17 protein-coding genes are annotated in these 22,208 nt (G+C 59.8%); all 17 read left to right on the top strand.

The genetic code is table 11. The features are described from left to right. Nucleotides 1–88 precede the first annotated feature (88 nt). The 17 genes from QIW53_RS07050 (at nucleotide 89) to fliI (ending at nucleotide 22,207) form a co-directional block, all read left to right on the top strand. Complete coding sequence (locus QIW53_RS07050; RefSeq protein ID WP_371048916.1) at nucleotides 89–3,664, top strand: glycosyltransferase; 3,576 nt, start codon at nucleotides 89–91, stop codon at nucleotides 3,662–3,664. A 73-nt stretch (nucleotides 3,665–3,737) separates the two neighbouring features. Beyond that, nucleotides 3,738–6,497 (top strand): glycosyltransferase family 2 protein, encoded by a 2,760-nt coding sequence (locus QIW53_RS07045; protein ID WP_371048915.1) that lies wholly within the window; start codon nucleotides 3,738–3,740, stop codon nucleotides 6,495–6,497. Continuing rightward, the gene (locus QIW53_RS07040) at nucleotides 6,494–7,273 is read left to right on the top strand and encodes a class I SAM-dependent methyltransferase (protein WP_201189748.1); all 780 of its coding nucleotides are present in this window, start codon (nucleotides 6,494–6,496) and stop codon (nucleotides 7,271–7,273) included. Before QIW53_RS07045 ends, QIW53_RS07040 begins: the two co-directional genes overlap by 4 nt. 294 nt (nucleotides 7,274–7,567) lie before the next feature. After that, nucleotides 7,568–8,494, top strand: coding sequence for a ketoacyl-ACP synthase III (locus QIW53_RS07035; protein WP_371048914.1), 927 nt, complete (start codon nucleotides 7,568–7,570; stop codon nucleotides 8,492–8,494). 272 nt (nucleotides 8,495–8,766) lie between these two features. After that, nucleotides 8,767–9,615, top strand: coding sequence for a flagellin domain-containing protein (locus tag QIW53_RS07030; RefSeq protein WP_371048913.1), 849 nt, complete (start codon nucleotides 8,767–8,769; stop codon nucleotides 9,613–9,615). A 74-nt stretch (nucleotides 9,616–9,689) separates the two neighbouring features. After that, nucleotides 9,690–10,055 (top strand): flagellar protein FlaG, encoded by a 366-nt coding sequence (locus tag QIW53_RS07025; protein ID WP_371048912.1) that lies wholly within the window; start codon nucleotides 9,690–9,692, stop codon nucleotides 10,053–10,055. Between the two features lie 82 nt (nucleotides 10,056–10,137). Then, the gene (gene fliD, locus QIW53_RS07020) at nucleotides 10,138–11,565 is read left to right on the top strand and encodes a flagellar filament capping protein FliD (RefSeq protein WP_371048911.1); all 1,428 of its coding nucleotides are present in this window, start codon (nucleotides 10,138–10,140) and stop codon (nucleotides 11,563–11,565) included. A gap of 131 nt (nucleotides 11,566–11,696) precedes the next feature. Then, entirely contained in the window at nucleotides 11,697–12,092 is a 396-nt protein-coding gene (fliS, locus tag QIW53_RS07015; RefSeq protein WP_371048910.1) for a flagellar export chaperone FliS, read from the top strand. A gap of 11 nt (nucleotides 12,093–12,103) precedes the next feature. Continuing rightward, a complete protein-coding gene (locus tag QIW53_RS07010; protein ID WP_371048909.1) occupies nucleotides 12,104–12,400 on the top strand; it encodes a flagellar protein FliT in 297 nt (98 codons plus the stop codon). A 171-nt stretch (nucleotides 12,401–12,571) separates the two neighbouring features. Then, a complete protein-coding gene (locus QIW53_RS07005) occupies nucleotides 12,572–14,047 on the top strand; it encodes a sigma-54 dependent transcriptional regulator (protein WP_371048908.1) in 1,476 nt (491 codons plus the stop codon). A 110-nt stretch (nucleotides 14,048–14,157) separates the two neighbouring features. Then, the gene (locus QIW53_RS07000; RefSeq protein WP_371048907.1) at nucleotides 14,158–15,381 is read left to right on the top strand and encodes a sensor histidine kinase; all 1,224 of its coding nucleotides are present in this window, start codon (nucleotides 14,158–14,160) and stop codon (nucleotides 15,379–15,381) included. Nucleotides 15,382–15,386: 5 nt separating this feature from the next. Continuing rightward, the gene (locus QIW53_RS06995) at nucleotides 15,387–16,772 is read left to right on the top strand and encodes a sigma-54-dependent transcriptional regulator (protein ID WP_371048906.1); all 1,386 of its coding nucleotides are present in this window, start codon (nucleotides 15,387–15,389) and stop codon (nucleotides 16,770–16,772) included. Between the two features lie 134 nt (nucleotides 16,773–16,906). Next, complete coding sequence (gene fliE, locus QIW53_RS06990) at nucleotides 16,907–17,236, top strand: flagellar hook-basal body complex protein FliE (protein WP_371048905.1); 330 nt, start codon at nucleotides 16,907–16,909, stop codon at nucleotides 17,234–17,236. A 15-nt stretch (nucleotides 17,237–17,251) separates the two neighbouring features. Next, nucleotides 17,252–19,039: a flagellar basal-body MS-ring/collar protein FliF gene (gene fliF, locus QIW53_RS06985; protein ID WP_371048904.1), complete on the top strand. Its 1,788-nt coding sequence runs from the start codon at nucleotides 17,252–17,254 to the stop codon at nucleotides 19,037–19,039. Then, on the top strand, nucleotides 19,032–20,051 hold the full coding sequence (gene fliG, locus QIW53_RS06980) for a flagellar motor switch protein FliG (RefSeq protein ID WP_192302130.1): 1,020 nt from the start codon (nucleotides 19,032–19,034) through the stop codon (nucleotides 20,049–20,051). Before fliF ends, fliG begins: the two co-directional genes overlap by 8 nt. 7 nt (nucleotides 20,052–20,058) lie before the next feature. Beyond that, nucleotides 20,059–20,859, top strand: coding sequence for a flagellar assembly protein FliH (gene fliH / locus QIW53_RS06975; protein ID WP_371048903.1), 801 nt, complete (start codon nucleotides 20,059–20,061; stop codon nucleotides 20,857–20,859). Further along, nucleotides 20,849–22,207: a flagellar protein export ATPase FliI gene (gene fliI, locus QIW53_RS06970; RefSeq protein WP_371048901.1), complete on the top strand. Its 1,359-nt coding sequence runs from the start codon at nucleotides 20,849–20,851 to the stop codon at nucleotides 22,205–22,207. The genes fliH and fliI overlap by 11 nt, the downstream gene beginning before the upstream one ends. Nucleotide 22,208 lies beyond the last annotated feature (1 nt).

Here is a 22,208-nt window from a genome sequence, read left to right as displayed (position 1 = left end):
TGCTTGCGTGCGGCCCTGAACCTATTTTTTACGGTTCAGGGTGTCTGCTCTCGCGGGAGCAGATACCCACCGGTCGAGAATCACGCGTGTGAAACCTACTCCTCTTGTCAGTATCGCCATCCCTGCGTTCAACCCGCGTTTTTTCCGTGAGGCACTGCAAAGTGCACTCGACCAGACTTACGAAAACCTTGAAATCGTCATCTGCGATGATTGCCGTACCGACGAGATCGAACAGATCGTCGAGTCACTGAATGTCCCTGCGCACGTGCAGGTGCGTTATCAGCGCAACCCCGAACGCCTGGGGTTCCAGCAGAACCTGCTGCGTTGCTTCGAAGAGAGCCGGGGCGAGTTCATCAAGTTCCTGTGTGATGACGATCAACTGATGGTGAACGACATCGCTCAGCAGGCCGCCATTTTGCGCGAGCATGGCGAGGTGATCCTGGTCGTGAGCAAGCATCACGTGGTCGACGCCGACAACTACGTCTTGCCGATCCGCATGGAAAACGTCGGGTTGACGCCGTTCGATGCGTTGTTCAAGGGCGATGATCTGCTGGCCGCCTTCGAGAGAACACCGCGCAATGTTCTGGGCGGCTTCACCTGTGCACTGATGCGTCGCGAAGACATCGCCACCTTGCTGCCTGCCCTGGCCGACGCCGGGTTCAACGCCGTGCTCGATTTCGCGTTGTACGTCTGTCTGTTGCGGCGTGGCAATCTGGTGCAGCTCAGCAACGTTGGCAGCATCGAACGCCTGTACCCGGAGCGTTTGAGCAAGCGCCCGGAGATGGTCTCTGCTGCGGCCGTCGAATGGGAATGGCTGACTCAGATGATCGCTCAACGCGGTGGCGAGGCCCCACCGGCCACTGACTGGGTTCGCTACGTGATGATGGAGGAACTCACGGCGCCGGAGTCGCGAGAGTGGGACGAGCTCAATCTTTACACGATAATGTCCACGCGCCAGGGCATCATGCTGGTTCAGGTCGGTACCGACACTGAAAGCTATGCCGACCTGTATGCGCAATGGATTGACTGCCGCCGCCTCACGCCATCGCGCAAGCAAGTGCTGTCCCGGCAGATAGCACGTTGGGCGCACCGTCCTGCGATTGTTCCGGTGATCATCGATGCAGATGAAGACGCCTACGCGCTGCGTGTGACCCTCGAGAGTCTCGAGGCCCAGACCTACGCCTGTGAATCGATCGTGCTGTTGTCCAATGGCACTGGCGAGCTGGATGACCGGATTGTGCGTCTGCCACTGCAATCGGACTGGCCGCAGCAACTCAACCAATTGATGCCGCAACTGGATGAGGCCGACTGGTTCTATCTGTTGCGTGCCGGCGACCGGCTGACCGAGTCCGCGCTGCTGGTTCTGGCCGATCGGATCGTGGGTGCGCCGGGCGCGTCCTGCATCTACAGCGACGAAGGTGCGCTGGTGGACGACGAATCCGAGCAGCCGGTGTTCAAGCCCGATTTCAACCTCGACCTCATGCGCAGTTACCCCTATGTTGGCCGCACTCTGGCGTTCGAGCGGCAACGATTCCTCGCATTGGGCGGATTCGATTCGCAGGCGGGTGAGCTGGCGCCACATGACCTGATCTGGCGCCTGGTGGAAACGGACGGGACGCATGCCATCGGGCATATCTCGGAAGTGCAGGTCGAATCGATGTTCGCCTTCGCGCAATGGTTATCCCTGCCCCAAGTGATAGAACAGAACATGCGTCTGATCACGGCGCACTTGCAGCGCATCGGGGTCAGTCATGTGTTGCATCCGGGGCCGGTGCTGAAGCTGGTCCCGCGGATCGAATATCAGTATGGCGAGCGTCCGCTGGTGTCGATCATCATCAACGTGCGTGACGAATTGTCTGCGCTCGAACGTTGCATCAACAGCCTGATCAGCACGACGGCCTACACCCGTTACGAAATCATCGTTGTCGACAATGCCAGTGAAAGCACTGAGATGCGCCATTGGCTCGAGGCCATGGCAGAACTGGGCAGCGACACCTTGCGCATCTATTGCTGTTCCGAAAGGGGCAGCGATGCACACGTCAGGAACTTCGCGGCGCAACAAGCGCGGGGCGATTATCTGTTGTTGCTCAGCCCCTATTGTGTGGCCCATGAAGAGCGTTGGCTGGATGAGCTGCTCAATCATGGGCAGCGACCGGAGGTGGGGATCGTCGGGCCACGCACACTCAACCTGCAAGGCAACGTGATCGACGCCGGTCTGGTCCTGGGCCTCAATGGTCTGGCGGGCCGGGCATTCGTCAATGAGCCGGTAGCCTCCGGTGGCTACATGCAGCGACTGCACGTGGTGCAGAACTGGAGCGCCGTCAGCGGTCATTGCCTGTTGGTGCGCAGGCAGGTGTTCGACAGTGTCGGCGGTTACGAAGAGACCATCAGCACACAAGGCATCAACGCGCTTGAACTTTGTCTGCGCGTGGGCCGGGAAGGTTACCTGATCGTTACCACACCCTATTCGAATGTGGTGCTGGTTCCGCCTGTACAGACCCGGACCGAAGAGCGCAGCAAGGAGCAACTGGAACTCGAACAAGAGACGTTCTACCGACGCTGGTTGCCACAGATCGCCAATGATCCGGCCTACAACCGCAACCTGAATTTGAGTGGCGACAGCTTCGGCCTCTATCCCGGCGCGCGCACGGGGTGGAACCCGCTGTGTACGCGCAATGTGCCGACTGTTCTCGGTCTGGCGCTCAACAGTTCGGCGATCGGTCACTACCGAGTCAGCCAGCCGTTGTTCGAGTTGCAGAATGCGGGACGAATCGTCGGGCGGGTGGCCTATGACACGCCGTCGATCATCGAAGTCGAGCGTCAGTCGCCCGATGTCGTTATTTTCCAGGGGCGCTACAACCCGAACAAAATCAATGACATCGTCCAGTTGAAAAACTATTCACAGGCCATGCGCATTTACGAACTGGACGATTACGTCGTCCGGATTCCCGAGAAGAACGAACACACGCGCAACATGCCCGAGAACATCGAAGCGTTGATGCGCAAAGGCATCGCCATGTGCGACCGGGTGGTGGTGTCGACCCATGCGCTGGCCGGCGTACTCGCGGACATGCACCACAACATTCGCGTGGTGCCTAACATGCTGGCCCCGTATCTGTGGAGCCAACTCACCAGTCGGCGCCGGACCTCGAAAAAACCACGTGTCGGCTGGGGCGGCGGTACCAGCCACCGTGGTGATTTGGAACTGATTGCCGACGTCGTGCGCGAACTGGCCGATGAGGTCGAGTGGGTGCTGTTCGGGATGTGTCCGGACATGCTCAAGCCTTATGTCCATGAGTTCCATCCAGGCGTTGCACTGTCGGAATACCCGGCGAAGCTCGCGAGCCTGAACCTCGATCTCGCGTTGGCACCCCTGGAATTTCATATTTTCAACGACTGCAAGAGCAATCTGCGACTGCTGGAATACGGCGCCTGCGGCTATCCGGTGATCTGTTCCGATACCGAAGCGTATCGCGGTCATCTGCCGTGCACCCGCATCCGGACCAACAGCACGGACGAATGGCTCCAAGCGATTCGCATGCACCTTTCTGATCCTGCTGCCAGTTATCGGATGGGCGACGAATTGCGAGAAGTGGTTTTGCGCGACTTCATGTTGCGCGGCGACAACCTGCAGTACTGGGCCGATGGCTGGCTGCCGGAGTGAATAACCTCAACGTGAAACTGCCAAACGAACATAACGCCGCTGGTTCGGCAACCCGCTCGTCATAGGAATTTATATGCAAAGCAATTTCTCGAATGGAACAACTGCTGCGTTGAGCGAGCGGTTGACTCTGGTGCTGTTGGCTCACGAGCAGCCACGCGCCTTGCGTCGTGCATTGCGCTACTACAGCGCCTTGCCCTGTGCCGTCCTGGTTGTCGATTCTTCGTCGCAACCGGATGCCGGCATCGCCTCGACGTTCTCCAGCGTGCAGTACCTGCATGCACCCGCGCCACGGTTCGAACACTTCACCATCACCGTGAGCAAAGTGATCGAGCGCATTTCCACGCCCTACATGGCCGTCGCCGAGGTCGAAAGTTTCCTGCTGCCCGAGGCGCTCGACCAATCGCTGGCCTTCCTTGACGCCAATGCCGACTACGGCACTTGCCAGGGTTACAGCCTGGCGTTCGAAGCCCATGCTGATCGTGTCGATTACTATCGCCGTGACCGCAAGGGTTGCGAGGACTTTGGCGACGACTCGGCTGTGGCGCGTCTGGCGCTCTTGGGCACTGATGGCGCATCCCTCGCCAACGCGGTCACTCGCACCGACATCCTGCGCCGCTGGTTTGCCTCGTTGAGCCAGGGTTTCAACCCGAACGTGGTCGGCAATGGCTATTCGGATGCATTGGTTGCGGGCGCCAAGGCGCGCGTGTTGCCGATTCCCTACGCGCTGCACGAGCGACGCAGCGTGACCTTTGGTGAAGTGACCGAGAAGCTGTTCGAGTCGACCTGGGATGCTCTATCCGGCGAGCCGGTGCGTCGTTTCGAACCGACGCAATACGTCGAATTGCCGTTCTATAACCAGGTATTTTTCGATGTGCTGAGTGCACTGGAGTTTCTCCTGCACGCAGTGCCGACGAGCCAGGTGCAACTGGATGAGCTCGAGGCCACGATGCTCAAGCAGAAGGAGTGGTCGCGCGTTCACCGCAATGCCAGTGCCGAGCCGCTCAATGAGCGCTTGCTCAAGGCCTTTGAACTCTACGCATTCAATCAGGATGTGGTACAGCAGCTGGCTGGCTCGCTGCAGGCCGATGGCGACAAGGAGCAGGCGCAGAAAATTCTGGCCTGGGGCCAGCGTCTGGGCGCGGCGACGCTCGAAGACAATGGTCGGCTGTTCGATGCCACACAGTCCGGTCAACTGCTGCAGTGGCTCGAGGCGCGTGATCCGAGTGCGGCTCAGCTCAAGGATATTTCCCGGCATCTGGCACGTCACGCCGGTGGTCCGACATTCGGTATTCTGCTGCTGGACCTGGAAGCCGACATCTTCAAGCTGCAGGCGACTTTCGACAGCATCATGAACAGCTACTGCCGAGCGTTCAAGATCGTCGTTTTCACCACCGGCGATCTGCCGGCTGAAACCACGCTGCAAAACACCCTGCATTTCGTCAAGGTCAACGAAAGCAACTACGTGGACAAGATCAATCAGGTGGCCGAGCAGACGGACTGCGACTGGTTGGTGCTGGCGGAAGCAGGTGATGAACTGACGCCAAGCGGCCTGTACCAGGCGAGTCTCGAATTGCTGGGCGACAAACAGATTCGGGCCGTGGCCATGGATGAATTCCAGCGCCAGGAGAACGGGACGCTGGCCGGTGTCTTCCGTCCAGGGTTCAACCTCGATCTGCTGCAGAGCTACCCGGGTGTGATGGCGCGTCATTGGCTGATTCGCCGGGAAGTCATGGTTCAGGCGGGTGGGTATGCCCGCGAATTCAAGAAGGCACTGGACTTCGACCTGCTGCTGCGCCTGATCGAGCAAGGCGGGCTGGATGGCTTCGCGCACCTGGCCGAACCCCTGTTGATTTGCAATGCCCCACAACAGGAAACCAACGCCGATGAGCGCAGGGTCCTGTTGCGTCACCTGGCCACCCGTGGTTATCAGGCCGACGTCGGCACGCTGGTGCCGGGCACGCACAAAATCGACTACCGCTTCACTGAACGCCCGATGGTCTCGGTCATCCTGCATGGCGTCCGCGATCTCGAGTCCTTGCAACGCTGCATCCGCAGTATCCTGCAGCGCACTCGCTACCATCGTTACGAAGTGCTGCTGGCGGACGATCCTTCGTACGCGGCCGAGCTGGGTAACTGGCTCGACGGCCAGGGCCCGCATGCCAAACGGGTTCGCCTGTTCAGTGCCGCGCCCGGTCTGACAACCGCCAACCTGATCAACACCGCCAGCCAGCACGCTCAGGGTGAGTACCTGGTGACCTTGGCCGCAGACGCGGAGGTCGTCAACGTCAACTGGATCGAGTCCCTGCTCAATCAGGTGCTGCGTCCGGAAGTCGGCGTCGCCGGCGCTAAACTGGTCGATGAGCAAGGCCAGGTTACGCAGGCGGGTCTGATCCTCGGTTTCAATGGCGTGGTGGGTTCGCCGTTCGTAGGCGAGCCGAAGACGGCCAATGGCTACATGAATCGCCTGGCGGTGGAGCAGAACTGCTCGGCGGTTTCCTTCGCCTGTCTGATGATCTCCAAGCAACTCTTCGAAGCGGCAGATGGCATCGATGTCGAGCAGTTCGCCGATGCGTTCGGTGATATCGACCTTTGCCTGCGAGTCGGTCAGGCCGGCTACCTGACTGTGTGGACCCCCCATGCCCAGATCATCCAGGCGGGTGTGCTGGCGCAGTCCGAAGCGGCTCGCCAGGCGTTCGCAGAGAAGTGGACCGAAGCGCTGGGTCATGATCGTTTCTACAACAGGAACCTGTCCGTCGAAGGTTCCGGTTTCACCCTTGGACCCGTCACCAGCATTGCCTGGGCTGAAGTCATGCAGCAAAAGGAGCCGGTATGAAAGTCTGCATTACCCACCGAGAAGCCTTTTATCACCTTCTTCGGGCGGTGTTTACCGCGTACGACAAACAGCCTCTGATCGCCGAGCTGGGTGTGCTTCGCGGTGAGAACGCGCTGAATCTTTACAATGCGCTGAACCCGCAACACATGGTCCTGATCGACAGCTGGAGCCCCGCTGCCAGTAGTGCCTACAGCCCTTTTGACCCACTGCCGCACTGGCTTGAACCGGTTGAAAAGTATGCTTACTACTACGGCGGCCCACTGGATGAGATGGCCACCTTTGACAGGCTGTATGACGAGTGTCTGACCCGTTTCACCGACAAGGACAACGTGACGGTGATCCGTTCCGAAACCATTGCCGCGATTGACGACATCCTGCCCAGAAGCGGTATTGAAAAATTCGATCTGGTCTACATCGACGCCAACCATCAGTACGAATACATCCTGCGTGACTTGATGTACTACCAGGAACTGGTGGCCGACGACGGCTTCATCCTGTTGAACGATTGCTGCCACAGCGTGCAAGGCACCAAGCAGAACCTGGGCGTACTGGAAGCGATGAGCAGCTTCATCAAACGTTCGGACTTCATCCCCCTGGCGGTCAGCAGTACCGACTGGTCCGATGTGATCCTGGTCAGGAAGAATTCGATCATGGTGCAGCTCGTCGATATCGCGCTGACCAACTCGGATATTCCGTTCGTCGAGATCCCCCACCAGTTGATGCCGGCGGCGCGGGTTGTCTACGGGCAGCGGCGGGTCAACCTGAGCTTTACCTGATACCTCCCCCTACAAGGCCCCGTTCGGGGCTTTGTTCTTTCTGACGCAGGACCGTTCAGACACCGGCGCGAAGAGCACTGAAAGTCAGTCCTTTCTTGCAGTATTCTTTCCCTGCGCAAGCGAAATATTACATTCGTGCGCTTAACGGCGTGACGCGTAAGTCATAAAGTGCATCTTCACTGTATTGTGTTCCTGGGTGCGGGCGATGAGTCCGCTCCCGGAAATCAACCATTTTGATGCGCCCCTGAGCTTTTTCGGGGTGAACCTAGTCGCTGTTTTGATCGGGAAGCCATGATGATTGGCATAAAAAGCATAGCGAGTTACGTGCCGGCGGCCGGTGTGGATAACTACGCTCAGGGTGCCAAATTCGCCAAGGATGAAGAGTTCATCCTGGGCAAGATCGGTTCGGCTTTTCTGCCGCGCAAGAGCGCTGAGCAGGAAACGTCGGATCTTTGTGTTGAAGCTGTCAATGCGCTGTTCGCCAACCATCCTGAATTGAAGCGCGAGTCCATCGACGCACTGATCGTCGTGACACAGAACGGTGACGAAGAGGGGCTGCCCCATACCGCCGCGATCGTGCAGGACAAGCTCGGCCTGCCAACCCATGTGGCTGCGTTTGATATCTCGCTGGGGTGTTCCGGGTACGTCTACGGTATCTACGCCATGAAGGGCTTCATGGAAGCCGCGGGTTTAAAAAATGGCTTGCTGATCACCGCAGACCCGTATTCGAAAATTGTCGATACCGAAGACCGCAACACCACCATGCTCTTTGGTGATGCTGCCACCGTCACCTGGATGGCCGAAGACGCTCCGTGGTCGCTGGGCAAGTCCAAGTTCGGCACCGACGGTTCCGGTGCGCCTCATCTGAAGGTCAGTGATGGCGTGTTTTTCATGAACGGGCGCCAGGTCTTCAACTTCGCCTTGCTCAAAGTGCCAGCTCACCTGCATGAGCTGCTCAACGAGTCGGACTTGCAAGCCAGCGAGATCGACGCGTTCTGCATTCACCAGGGCAGTGCGGCGATCGTCGATGCCGTCGCTCGGCGTTTCGAGGGTGAGCCGGAGAAGTTCATCAAGGACATGGTCGAGACCGGTAACACCGTGTCATCCAGCATTCCCCTGTTGCTGGAAAAGCACGTTCTGACCTCTGACTGGAAACGCGTGGCCATCAGTGGTTTCGGTGTTGGGTTGTCATGGGGGTCGGCGATCCTCTATCGCGAATGACCATCAGTGGTTTTTCGATAGCGCTGCCGGCTTGCCGGCAGCGCTTTTTTTTGGCCTCAATCTTTCGTGTGGTTTTTTTTGACGTCATTTTTCAAACTCCGTCTACGCCAAGCCCTTGATTTACAGGGGGTGGCAGTCTGCTAGTAATTTTTTTTAAAAAAGCCCTCAAGCAACCTGCCATGACGACGATAACTATTACGAAGGTTCTCTAGGCCACACCCGGCGGTTGCCAGGGCCGGAAGCCGCAGTACCCAACCAACGAGGAATTCGTCATGGCTTTAACCGTAAATACTAACGTTACATCGTTGAACGTTCAGAAAAACCTGAACAAAGCTTCCGATGCTCTGTCGACTTCGATGACCCGCCTGTCTTCCGGTCTGAAAATCAACAGCGCCAAAGACGACGCCGCCGGCCTGCAAATCGCTACCCGTATGACCTCGCAGATCCGCGGTCAGACCATGGCGATCAAAAACGCCAACGACGGTATCTCCATCGCTCAGACCGCTGAAGGCGCGATGCAGGAACAAACCAACATCCTGCAACGTATGCGTGAACTGGCTGTTCAATCCCGAAACGACAGCAACAGCTCCGATGACCGTGACGCTCTGAACAAAGAGTTCAGCCAAATGGCTGCCGAGCTGACCCGTATCGCCGGTTCGACCAACCTGAACGGCAAAAACCTGCTCGACGGTTCCGCCAGCACCATGACTTTCCAGGTCGGCTCCAACACTGGCGCTACCAACCAGATCACTCTGGACCTGAACGGCAAGTTCGACGCCGTGAGCCTGGGCATCACTTCCGGCATCACCATCGCCGGTTCGTCCACCACTATCGCTGAGACCAACTTCTCGGCTGCAGTTGGCGCGATCGATACCGCTCTGAAGACCATCAACGCCAGCCGTGCTGACCTCGGTGCTGCACAAAACCGTCTGACCAGCACCATCTCCAACCTGCAGAACATCAACGAAAACGCCAGTGCTGCACTGGGTCGCGTACAAGATACCGACTTCGCTGCTGAAACTGCACAGCTGACCAAGCAGCAAACTCTGCAACAAGCTTCCACCTCGGTTCTGGCTCAAGCCAACCAACTGCCATCCGCTGTACTGAAACTGCTTCAGTAATAGCCGGTGAGTTTTGGCGGGGGAGTGCGCTTGTCGCGCTCTCTCGCTTTTTCGATTAAAGAGAGGTGATGGACATGGATATGAGCGTGAAGCTGAACTTGTCTTATCCTGCAGCCAAGCAGGCGGCGCCTGTTGCTGAACCGACTGCGGAAAAGCCTCGAGCCGATGCTGCGCCTGTGGCATTGGTCAAGGATGAGCCTAAAGACGCAAAAAGTGATCAGGACAAGTTGAAGACAGCTGTCCAGGAAATAGAAAAGTTCGTTCAGTCACTCAAGCGCAACCTGGAGTTCTCGATCGATGAGCCTTCAGGCAAAGTGGTTGTCAAAGTCATTGCCACCGACTCCGGTGAGGTGATCCGTCAGATCCCCAACGAAGAAGTCCTGAAGTTGGCCAACAGTTTGAATGACGCAAGCAGCCTGCTATTCAGCGCCAAAGTCTGATAGCTGGCATGAAATTTGTTGCTATGTTCTTTTGGGCGTTGTAGTGGTCAAAAGACCGGCGAGACACTGAAGGGAGATCTACATGGCAAGTCCAATTCTACCAGGCACCGGCTTAGGCTCGGGCCTCGACACTGGCGCTATCGTCAAGGCGCTGGTGAATGCCGACAAAGCGGCCAAGCAAGGCCAGATCGATCGCGGCACCACCGCCAATACGGCGTCGATCTCTGGTGTGGGTACGCTGAAATCGCTGCTCGCCACCTTCCAGGCGGCCCTGAAGAGCCTTGGCAATACCACTGAGCCTCAGTTCACCGGTTTTTCCGCCACGCCTTCCGATCCCAAGGTTTTGACTGCTGTTGCCAACAATACGGCAGCGGCGGGCGTCTACAACATCAAGGTCGATCAGCTTGCAACCGGTTCGAAGATTGCCACTGCGGCGTTCGACGGTGGCTCCAAGGCGTCGGTGAACGGTGGCGCCGCCGGCACGCTGACCATCACCCAGGGCGTCAAAGGCGGAACTGCAAAGACCTATAACCTTGACGTGCCAGCGGGCTCCACACTGGAGTCCGTCGCGAAATCCCTGAACGACAAGTATCAGTTCAGTGGTCTGAGTGCCACCGTGGTCACCGACAATTTCGGCTCACGACTGATGGTGAGTTCGTCCAACACGGGCGAGGGCAGCGATCTCTCGCTGAGCGGCGTCGGTCTGGATGTGGATGGAACTCAGGTCATCCCTGCAAACGCTACCAAGACCTCGGCGGGCTCGGTCGGTGCGCTGGCCAAGGATGCAAAGTTTTCTCTGGACGGGTTGCCGATCACCAGCCCCACCAACAAGCTGGACGGTACGGTTTCAGGTTTCTCGATGAATCTGCTTGCCACCGGTGAAACGCGAGTAGTGGTGGCGACCAACAACGACGGCTTGAAGGCCTCGGTGCAGAAGTTCGTCGATGCCTACAACGCGGTGGCGAATGCGATCACCACCTTGACCAAGCCTTCCCTGGACGATGACGGCAACCCGACCATCCCGGCGGCGCTGACCGGTGACGCCATGCCCCGTTCGATCCTGGCGGCCATGCGTGGGCCTCTGGCGGAAACCGGTAACGGTGACAAGCTGACGGTGCTGTCTCAGCTAGGCATCACCACGGACCAGAAAACCGGTGCGTTGAACTTCGATACCACCAAGTTCAACTCGGCGATGACCGACAAGAAACTCAGCGGCGAAGTACAGACGCTGTTTTCCGGTGACAACGGCTTGTTGGCCCGCATGGATAAGGCGATCAAGCCTTACACCGAGACCGGCGGCATCCTCGACACCCGTACCACTGCCCTGAACAAGACCAAGACCAAGCTGGCCAACGACCAGTTGGCACTCGATCGTCGCATCGAATCCCTGACGGCGGTACTGACCAAAAAGTACAACGACATGGATACCCTGGTCGGCAAGCTGAAGGCCACTGCCAGCAACATCACTTCGATGTTCGAGGCGATGAACGCGCAGCAGAAGAACAGCTGACAGCCCAGAACGCCAAAAGCCCGGCAGCGTTTTCAAGCGCTCCGGGCTTTTGCGTTTGGCAGCTAAAGTTTTTTGACGCATCGTCGATACACTGGTTATACGAACCAAAAGATTTTTTGATGAGGTAAAACATGAATCCAATGTTAGCCCTTCGCCAATATCAGAAGATTGGCGCCCAGGCGCAAACCTCCGAGGCCAGCCCGCATCGCCTCGTGCAGATGCTGATGGAAGGTGGCCTGGATCGTATCGCGCAAGCCAAAGGCGCGATGGAGCGCAAGGACATTCCGTCCAGAGGTGTCCTGATCGGCAAGGCGATCGGCATCATCGGTGGTCTGCTCGAAGGTCTGGACCTGGAAAATCAATCGGACTCGGTTGGCGAGCTGGCCAATCTGTACGAATACATGATGAAGCGCCTGACCGAGGCCAACGCCAAGGCCGACCCGAAGATTCTCGACGAAGTCGCTGACCTGCTGCGCACGGTCAAGGACGGTTGGGATGCCATCGGCACGCCGGCTCCGCAGTTTTAAGGAGATCACCCATGAGTCTTGTATTGCAGCGAATCGAACAAACCCGCGAAGGTCTGGTGGATGCACTGGCTCAGCGAAACTGGGAAGCCATTGGTGAGTTGGACCTGGCTTGCCGTTCCTGCATGGAAGACGTCTTGAGTGAAACTTCGCTGGACGAAGCGGCACTGCGCGACAACCTTGAGGAGTTGCTGGGGGTCTACAAGCAACTGCTCGAGGCGGCGACAGGTGAGCGGCAGGCCATCGTTGAAGAGATGTCGCAGATCCATCAAGCGCAGAACGCCGCGAAGGTATACCATCTGTTTGGTTGATTGAGCCCAGTTAATCCAAGCGAGTGCGCCATAAATTTGACTGGGCACGGTTTTTTGACTTAACTAGTGGCTGATTGCGGATTTCAGGCGTCAACAGACATATGATGTCTGCAAGCGTCTAGCTTGCCCCGAATTTTTGGGCATTGGGTTGACTAGGGAAGTTGCTATTGCATGTGGCGTGAAACCAAAATTCTGCTGATCGATGACGATAGCGTCCGCCGCCGCGACCTGGCGGTAATCTTGAATTTTCTCGGCGAAGAAAATTTACCCTGCGGTAGCCATGACTGGCAGCAGGCTGTCGGCTCATTGTCATCAAGTCGTGAAGTGATCTGTGTCCTCATTGGCACGGTCAATGCGCCGGGTGCACTTCCGGGCTTGTTAAAGACACTCTCCACCTGGGATGAGTTCCTTCCGATTTTGCTGATGGGCGATAATTCTTCCATCGACCTGCCGGAAGACCAGCGCCGCCGCGTGCTGTCGACCCTGGAAATGCCGCCCAGCTACAGCAAGTTGCTGGACTCCCTGCACCGTGCGCAGGTCTACCGCGAGATGTATGACCAGGCTCGCGAGCGCGGTCGTCACCGTGAACCCAATCTGTTCCGCAGCCTTGTCGGCACCAGCCGGGCGATTCAGCACGTCCGCCAGATGATGCAGCAGGTGGCCGATACCGACGCCAGCGTGCTGATCCTTGGCGAGTCCGGGACCGGCAAGGAAGTGGTTGCGCGCAACCTGCACTACCATTCCAAGCGCCGTGAAGCACCGTTCGTTCCGGTCAACTGCGGGGCGATCCCGGCCGAGCTGCTGGAGAGCGAACTCTTCGGCCACGAGAAGGGCGCCTTCACCGGGGCAATCACCAGTCGCGCCGGGCGATTCGAACTCGCCAATGGCGGCACGCTGTTCCTCGACGAAATCGGCGACATGCCGCTGCCGATGCAGGTCAAGTTGCTGCGCGTGCTGCAGGAGCGCACCTTCGAGCGCGTGGGCAGCAACAAGACACAGAGCGTCGACGTGCGCATCATCGCGGCGACCCACAAGAATCTCGAAAGCATGATCGAGATCGGCACCTTCCGCGAAGACCTGTACTACCGCCTGAACGTGTTCCCGATCGAGATGGCACCGCTGCGTGAGCGTGTCGAAGACATCCCGTTGCTGATGAACGAGCTGATCTCGCGCATGGAACACGAAAAGCGCGGTTCGATCCGTTTCAACTCCGCGGCGATCATGTCGCTGTGCCGTCATGGCTGGCCGGGCAACGTCCGCGAGCTGGCCAACCTGGTGGAGCGCATGGCGATCATGCATCCATACGGGGTGATTGGCGTGGTCGAGTTGCCGAAGAAATTCCGCTACGTCGACGACGAGGACGAGCAACTGGTCGACAGCCTGCGCAACGATCTGGAGGAGCGGGTGGCCATCAACGGTCACACGCCGGATTTCACCACCAGTGCCATGCTGCCACCCGAAGGGCTGGACCTGAAGGACTACCTGGGTGGCCTCGAACAAGGCTTGATCCAGCAGGCGCTGGACGACGCCAATGGCATCGTGGCGCGTGCCGCCGAACGGCTGCGGATTCGTCGCACCACGCTGGTGGAAAAGATGCGCAAGTACGGCATGAGTCGTCGCGACGGTGATGAACAGGCGGATGATTGACGCCTGTTTTTCAAGTCTTTCATTTCTAGGCGGTTTTTTTTAGGCACGGGTATTGCTAAGTCCCTCGCAACGTTCCGTTTCACTGACGGTCAGCCACGCGAGAGAGCACGATGCCCCAAGCCGCCCAGATGTCTTCTGTCCCTGACGCCTCGGGGCATCCGTCGTCCGTAGAGCAGGCCAGCCGGCAGGGCCTTGAGCAGGCGTTCGCGCTGTTCAGTCAGATGTCCAGCCAACTGACCGATTCCTATAGCTTGCTGGAAGCCCGGGTCACCGAGCTCAAGGGTGAGTTGGCGGTGGTCAGCGCCCAGCGCATGCAGGAACTGGCCGAAAAGGAACGTCTGGCGAACCGTCTGCAAAACCTCCTCGATCTGTTGCCCGGTGGTGTGATCGTCATCGACGCGCATGGCATCGTGTGCGAAGCCAATCCTGCGGCCTGTGAATTGCTCGGCCTGCCCCTCGAAGGCGAATTGTGGCGCCACGTCATTGCCCGCTGTTTCGCGCCACGCGAAGACGACGGCCATGAGATTTCCCTCAAGGATGGTCGACGTTTGTCGATTTCCACCCGCTCGCTGGATGCCGAACCCGGTCAACTGGTGTTGCTCAACGACCTGACCGAAACCCGTCATCTGCAAGATCAACTGGCCCGTCACGAGCGCCTGTCGTCACTCGGCCGCATGGTGGCCTCGCTCGCTCACCAGATCCGCACGCCGTTGTCCGCCGCGTTGCTCTATGCCAGTCATTTGACCGAGCAGGAGCTGCCGGTCGCCACTCAGCAGCGTTTTGCCGGGCGCCTGAAGGAGCGTTTGCATGAACTTGAACATCAAGTGCGCGACATGCTGGTATTTGCGCGCGGCGAATTGCCGCTGATCGATCGTGTCACCCCGAAGGGGTTGATGCAGTCCCTGCAATCGGCCGCTTCGACCCACGTCCAGGATCTGCCGATTCGTTGGCAATGCGACAGCCATGCGGGGGAGTTGCTGTGCAATCGCGACACCCTGGTCGGGGCGATTCTGAACCTGATCGAGAACGCCATCCAGGCCAGTGCCGATGACGTTCGCCTGAAAGTCCATCTCTACACCCGTGACAATCAATTGCGGGTGTCGGTCAGCGACAGTGGCGGCGGTATCGACACCCAGGTGCTGGCGCGTCTTGGCGAGCCCTTTTTTACCACCAAAGCCACCGGAACCGGTCTGGGCCTGACCGTGGTCAAGGCCGTGGCACGTGCTCATCAGGGAGAGTTGCGTTTGCGCTCGCGCCCCGGTCGCGGCACGCGTGCGCAGGTGATCCTGCCGCTTTTTTCCGGTGAAAGACTCAGCGCTCTGGGGGCGGAGTGAAGGACATGGCAATCAAGGTTTTACTGGTCGAGGATGACCGCGCGCTGCGTGAGGCGCTGGCGGATACGCTGGTGCTGGCGGGGCATGACTTCAAGGCCGTCGGTTCGGCGGAGGATGCGCTTGAGGCGGTGGGGCGCGAAGCGTTCAGTCTGGTGCTCAGCGACGTCAACATGCCGGGCATGGATGGGCATCAGTTGCTCGGCGTGTTACGTACGCGTCAGCCCCAATTGCCGGTGTTGCTGATGACGGCGCACGGTGCCGTCGAGCGCGCCGTCGATGCCATGCGCCAAGGCGCGGTGGATTACCTGGTCAAGCCGTTCGAGCCCAGGGCGCTGCTGGAGCTGGTGGGTCGTCACGCCCTCGGCAGTCTCGGTGCGGCCGACAGCGAGGGGCCTGTTGCGGTTGAAGTGGCGAGCGCGCAATTGCTGGAGCTGGCCGGACGAGTGGCACGCAGTGATTCCACCGTGTTGATTTCCGGTGAGTCCGGGACCGGCAAGGAAGTGCTGGCACGCTACATTCATCAGCATTCGCCTCGCGCCAGTCAGCCTTTCATCGCCATCAACTGCGCCGCGATTCCCGACAACATGCTCGAAGCCACGCTGTTCGGCCACGAAAAAGGTTCGTTCACCGGCGCCATTGCGGCCCAGGCCGGCAAGTTCGAACAGGCCGACGGCGGGACCATTCTGCTCGACGAAATTTCCGAGATGCCCCTGGGGCTCCAGGCCAAGTTGCTGCGTGTCTTGCAGGAGCGCGAGGTCGAGCGCGTGGGTGCGCGCAAGCCGATCACCCTGGACATTCGCGTGGTCGCCACCACCAACCGCGACCTGGCCGGGGAGGTGGCGGCGGGGCGTTTCCGCGAAGACCTCTATTATCGCCTGTCGGTGTTCCCGCTGGCCTGGCGTCCGCTGCGCGAGCGCACCGCCGATATCCTGCCACTGGCCGAGCGCCTGCTGGCCAAGCACGTCAATAAAATGAAGCATGCCGCTGCAAGGCTGTCGCCTGAGGCGCAGGCCTGTCTGATCGGTTATCCGTGGCCGGGTAACGTGCGCGAGCTGGATAACGCAATTCAGCGTGCGCTGATCCTGCAGCAAGGCGGGTTGATCCAACCGCAGGACTTCTGTCTCGCCGGGCCGGTCGCCTGTGCGCCATTGCCGAGCGCGGCGCCAGCGCCGGTACGTGCGGTGGAGATCGAAGCCGAATCGGCCGGGGCGCTGGAGGAGGATCTGCGGCGTCGTGAATTCCAGATGATCATCGATACGCTGCGTTCCGAGCGTGGGCGGCGCAAGGAGGCGGCCGAGCGTTTGGGTATCAGCCCGCGCACCTTGCGCTACAAGCTGGCGCAAATGCGTGATGCCGGGATGGATGTCGAGGCCTATCTGTTCGCCAGTTGATGCTCCCAGGTCCCCCTCGCTCCTGCAGGGCGCTGTTTGTACGCGCCATCGTCCGAGCTGGCACCCTTGTTGCTAACACCTGTGTATCACCGAGTAAGTGTCAAAAAAATGCGTGCCGCCATTGAGAGTAGAACATGAGCCAAGGTATTGAATTCAATCGATTGATGCTGGATATGCGTGCCATGCAAATGGAAGCCATGTCTGCATCGAAGTCGACGGCCGCCGTCCCTGAAATGAGTGGCAGCAGCTTTTCCGACATGCTCGGTCAGGCCGTTAATAAAGTGAACGATACCCAGCAGGCGTCGAGCCAGTTGGCCACGGCTTTCGAGATCGGCAAGAGCGGCGTCGACCTGACGGACGTGATGGTCGCCTCGCAAAAGGCCAGCGTGTCGTTCCAGGCATTGACCCAGGTGCGTAACAAGCTGGTTCAAGCCTATCAAGACATCATGCAGATGCCGGTTTAAGGACGAGATTGAGTCATGGCAGAAGCAGTCGCCGATAATGTTCCGGCCAAGGCCACCCCGATAGACGGCAAACCGCCGCTGTTCGGCTTGTCCTTCCTGGAAAACCTCTCCGAGATGACCATGTTGCGTCAGGTGGGCCTGTTGGTCGGCCTGGCTGCAAGCGTGGCGATTGGCTTCGCCGTGGTGTTGTGGTCTCAGCAGCCGGACTACCGGCCTCTGTACGGCAGCCTTGCCGGTATGGATGCCAAACAGGTCATGGACACCCTGGCCTCGGCTGATATCCCCTATACCGTTGAACCGAATTCCGGCGCCTTGCTGGTCAAGGCCGATGACCTGTCCCGTGCGCGACTCAAGCTTGCGGCGGCGGGTGTCACCACCGGCGACGGCAATATCGGTTTCGAGATTCTCGACAAGGAACAGGGGCTGGGCACCAGCCAGTTCATGGAGGCCACGCGTTATCGTCGTGGCCTGGAAGGTGAGCTGGCGCGGACCATTTCCAGCCTGAACAACGTCAAGGGTGCCCGTGTGCACCTGGCGATCCCGAAAAGCTCGGTGTTCGTGCGCGATGAGCGCAAGCCAAGCGCTTCGGTACTGGTCGAGTTGTATTCCGGCCGCTCGCTGGAGCCAGGCCAGGTGATGGCGATCGTCAATCTGGTGGCGACCAGCGTTCCCGAACTCAGCAAGTCGCAGATCACCGTCGTCGACCAGAAGGGCAACCTGCTCTCCGATCAGGCGGAAAACTCCGAACTGACCATGGCCGGCAAGCAGTTCGATTACAGCCGCCGCATGGAAAGCATGCTGACCCAGCGTGTGCACAACATTCTGCAACCGGTATTGGGCAACGATCGCTACAAGGCTGAAGTGTCGGCCGATGTGGATTTCAGTGCCGTAGAATCGACCTCCGAACAGTTCAACCCGGACCAGCCCGCGTTGCGCAGTGAGCAGTCGGTCAACGAACAGCGTACTGCGAGCAATGGCCCGCAAGGTGTGCCGGGTGCTCTGAGCAACCAGCCGCCAGCGCCGGCTTCCGCGCCGCAGACCACCGGCGGGGCGACCGCGCAGGCTGGCATGGTGCAGCCTGGTCAGCCGCTGCTGGACGCCAACGGTCAGCAGATCATGGACCCGGCCACCGGCCAGCCGATGCTGGCGCCGTACCCGGCGGACAAACGTCAACAATCCACCAAGAATTTCGAGCTCGACCGTTCCATCAGCCACACCCGGCAACAGCAGGGCCGCTTGAATCGCCTGTCGGTGTCGGTGGTGGTGGACGATCAGGTCAAGGTCAATGCGGCCAACGGCGAAACCACCCGTGCGCCGTGGAGCGCCGACGAATTGGCGCGCTTCACCCGTCTGGTGCAGGACGCCGTCGGCTTCGACGCCAGCCGTGGCGACAGCGTGAGCGTGATCAACATGCCGTTCTCCGCCGATCGCGGTGAGGTGATTGCCGACATTCCGTTCTATTCCCAGCCATGGTTCTGGGACATCGTCAAACAGGTGCTGGGTGTCCTGTTCATCCTGGTGCTGGTGTTCGGCGTACTGCGTCCGGTGCTCAACAACATCACCGGCGGTGGCAAGGGCAAGCAACTGGCCGGCATTGGCAGCGACGTGGAGCTCGGCGGCATGGGCGGCCTGGATGGCGAACTGGCCAACGATCGCGTCAGCCTGGGTGGGCCGACCAGCATTCTGTTGCCGAGCCCGAGCGAAGGCTATGACGCACAGTTGAATGCAATCAAGAGTCTGGTGGCAGAAGATCCGGGTCGCGTGGCCCAGGTCGTGAAAGAGTGGATTAACGCAGATGAGTGATAACCGAGCCGTCGCCGCCAAACTTACCCGGGTCGACAAAGCCGCAATTCTGCTGCTGTCCCTGGGCTCTACCGATGCTGCACAAGTACTGCGCCACATGGGCCCCAAAGAGGTTCAGCGGGTGGGCGTGGCCATGGCGCAGATGGGGAACGTGCATCGCGAACAGGTCGAGCAGGTGATGAGCGAGTTCGTCGACATCGTCGGCGACCAGACCAGCCTGGGCGTCGGTTCCGACGACTACGTGCGCAAGATGCTGACCCAGGCCCTGGGCGAAGACAAGGCCAACGGCCTGATCGACCGCATCCTGCTGGGTGGCAACACCAGCGGCCTGGACAGCCTTAAATGGATGGAACCGCGCGCGGTCGCCGACGTGATCCGTTACGAGCACCCGCAGATCCAGGCGATCGTAGTGGCGTACCTCGACCCGGACCAGGCCGGTGAGGTCCTCGGCAACTTCGACCACAAGGTCCGTCTGGACATCATCCTGCGGGTGTCATCGCTGAACACCGTACAGCCGGCGGCCCTGAAAGAGCTCAACCAGATTCTCGAGAAGCAGTTCTCCGGCAACTCGAATGCCTCGCGCACCACCCTGGGTGGCATCAAGCGCGCAGCCGACATCATGAACTTCCTCGACAGCTCGATCGAAGGTCAACTGATGGACTCGATCCGCGAAGTCGACGAAGACCTGTCCGGTCAGATCGAAGACCTCATGTTCGTGTTCAACAACCTGGCCGACGTCGACGACCGTGGCATTCAGGCGCTGCTGCGCGAAGTGTCCTCCGACGTGCTGGTCCTGGCGCTCAAGGGTTCGGACGAAGGCGTCAAGGAAAAGATCTTCAAGAACATGTCCAAACGGGCGGCCGAACTGTTGCGCGACGACCTCGAGGCCAAGGGCCCGGTGCGCGTCAGCGACGTGGAAACCGCACAGAAGGAAATCCTCACCATTGCTCGCCGTATGGCCGAAGCCGGAGAAATCGTTCTCGGCGGGAAGGGCGGCGAAGAGATGATCTAATTTCACTATGTCGTCCAAACATGATGAGTCCCCCACCGACCTGATCCGTGCCAGGGATGTCAGTGGTTTTGACGTCTGGTCGCTGCCCAGCTTCGACCCGCCTGCCCCGGAGCCCGAGCCGGAACCCGAGCCCGAACCACCGGAAGTCGAGGAAGTGCCGCTGGAGGAAGTCCAGCCGCTGACCCTCGAAGAGCTCGAAGCCATTCGCCAGGAGGCCTACAACGAAGGCTTCGCCACCGGCGAGAAAGAGGGATTCCACAGCACCACACTCAAGGTCCGTCAGGAGGCCGAAGCGGCGCTGACGCCAAAAGTCGCGGCGCTCGAGCAACTGATGATCAACCTGTTCGAGCCCATCGCCGAACAGGACACGCAGATCGAAAAGTCCCTGGTCGACCTGGTGCAGCACATCACTCGCCAGGTGATCCAGCGCGAGCTGGCCATTGACTCGACGCAGATCGAACATGTCATGCGCGACGCCCTCAAGCTGTTGCCGCTGGGCGTGGGCAATGTGCGCCTGTACATCAATCCGCAGGATTTCGAGCAGGTCAAAGCGCTGCGCGAGCGTCATGAAGAAACCTGGCGCATCGTCGAGGACGAAGCCCTGTTGCCCGGCGGTTGCCGGGTCGAGACCGAGCACAGCCGGATTGATGCCACGGTCGAAACGCGTGTGGCGCGGATCATGGACAAGCTGTTCGATCAACTGCACGAGCAAGCCTTGCACCCGGCTGCGCCGGACCTGAGCCTGGAACTGCCGGTCGCGCCCGCGACTGCCGCCGAGCCTGAGCCGGAAGAACCCGATGCGCCTTGAACGCACCAGCTTCGCCAAGCGCCTGAGCGGTTACGCCGAGGCGACGGAGTTGGCCGGCGCGCCGATCCTTGAAGGCCGCTTGCTGCGCATGGTGGGCCTGACCCTCGAGGCCGAGGGTTTGCGGGCCGCCATGGGCAGTCGGTGCATGGTCATCAATGATGACAGTTACCACCCGGTGCAGGTCGAAGCCGAAGTCATGGGCTTTTCCGGCAGCAAGGTGTTCCTGATGCCGGTCGGCAGTGTGGCGGGCATCGCGCCGGGTGCGCGGGTGGTGCCCTTGGCGGATACCGGTCGCTTGCCGATGGGCATGAGCATGCTCGGGCGGGTACTCGACGGCGCCGGTCGTGCGCTGGACGGCAAGGGCGGGATGAAGGCTGAAGACTGGGTACCGATGGACGGCCCGACGATCAACCCGCTCAAGCGTCACCCGATCAGCGAACCGCTGGACGTGGGCATTCGCTCGATCAATGGCCTGTTGACCGTCGGTCGTGGTCAGCGACTCGGGCTGTTCGCCGGTACCGGCGTCGGCAAGAGTGTGCTGCTGGGCATGATGACGCGTTTCACCGAGGCCGACATTATCGTCGTCGGGCTGATCGGTGAGCGGGGTCGTGAGGTCAAGGAATTCATCGAGCACATTCTCGGTGAAGAAGGCCTCAAGCGTTCCGTGGTGGTCGCGTCTCCGGCGGACGATGCGCCGCTGATGCGCATGCGTGCCGCGATGTACTGCACACGGATCGCCGAGTATTTTCGCGACAAGGGCAAGAACGTCCTGTTGCTCATGGATTCGCTGACCCGTTTTGCCCAGGCGCAACGGGAAATCGCCCTGGCCATCGGCGAGCCGCCGGCGACCAAGGGTTATCCGCCGTCGGTGTTCGCCAAGCTGCCGAAGCTGGTGGAGCGCGCCGGTAACGCCGAGAAGGGTGGCGGCTCGATCACCGCGTTCTATACCGTGCTGTCCGAGGGCGACGACCAGCAAGACCCCATTGCCGACTCGGCACGGGGCGTGCTCGACGGGCACATCGTCCTGTCCCGGCGCCTGGCTGAAGAGGGGCATTACCCGGCCATCGATATCGAAGCGTCCATCAGCCGGGTCATGCCGTCGGTGGTCTCGCCGGAGCACATGACCCGGGCACAATATTTCAAACAGCTGTGGTCGCGTTACCAGCAGAGCCGCGACCTGATCAGCGTCGGTGCCTACGTCGCCGGTGGTGACCGGGAAACCGACCTGGCGATTTCCCTGCAACCGCAACTGGTCAAGTACCTGCGCCAAGGGCTCAACGACAGCATCAGCCTGGGCGAGAGCGAAGCCTACCTCGGCTCGATCTTCGCGCCGGCGGCTGGCGGTTAAC

Origin of the sequence: Pseudomonas fluorescens, from assembly GCF_041354075.1 — a bacterium.
Lineage (GTDB): Bacteria > Pseudomonadota > Gammaproteobacteria > Pseudomonadales > Pseudomonadaceae > Aquipseudomonas > Aquipseudomonas fluorescens_CE.
Note: the sequence above shows the minus strand (reverse complement) of the source record. Positions and strands in the feature narration are given on the sequence as shown.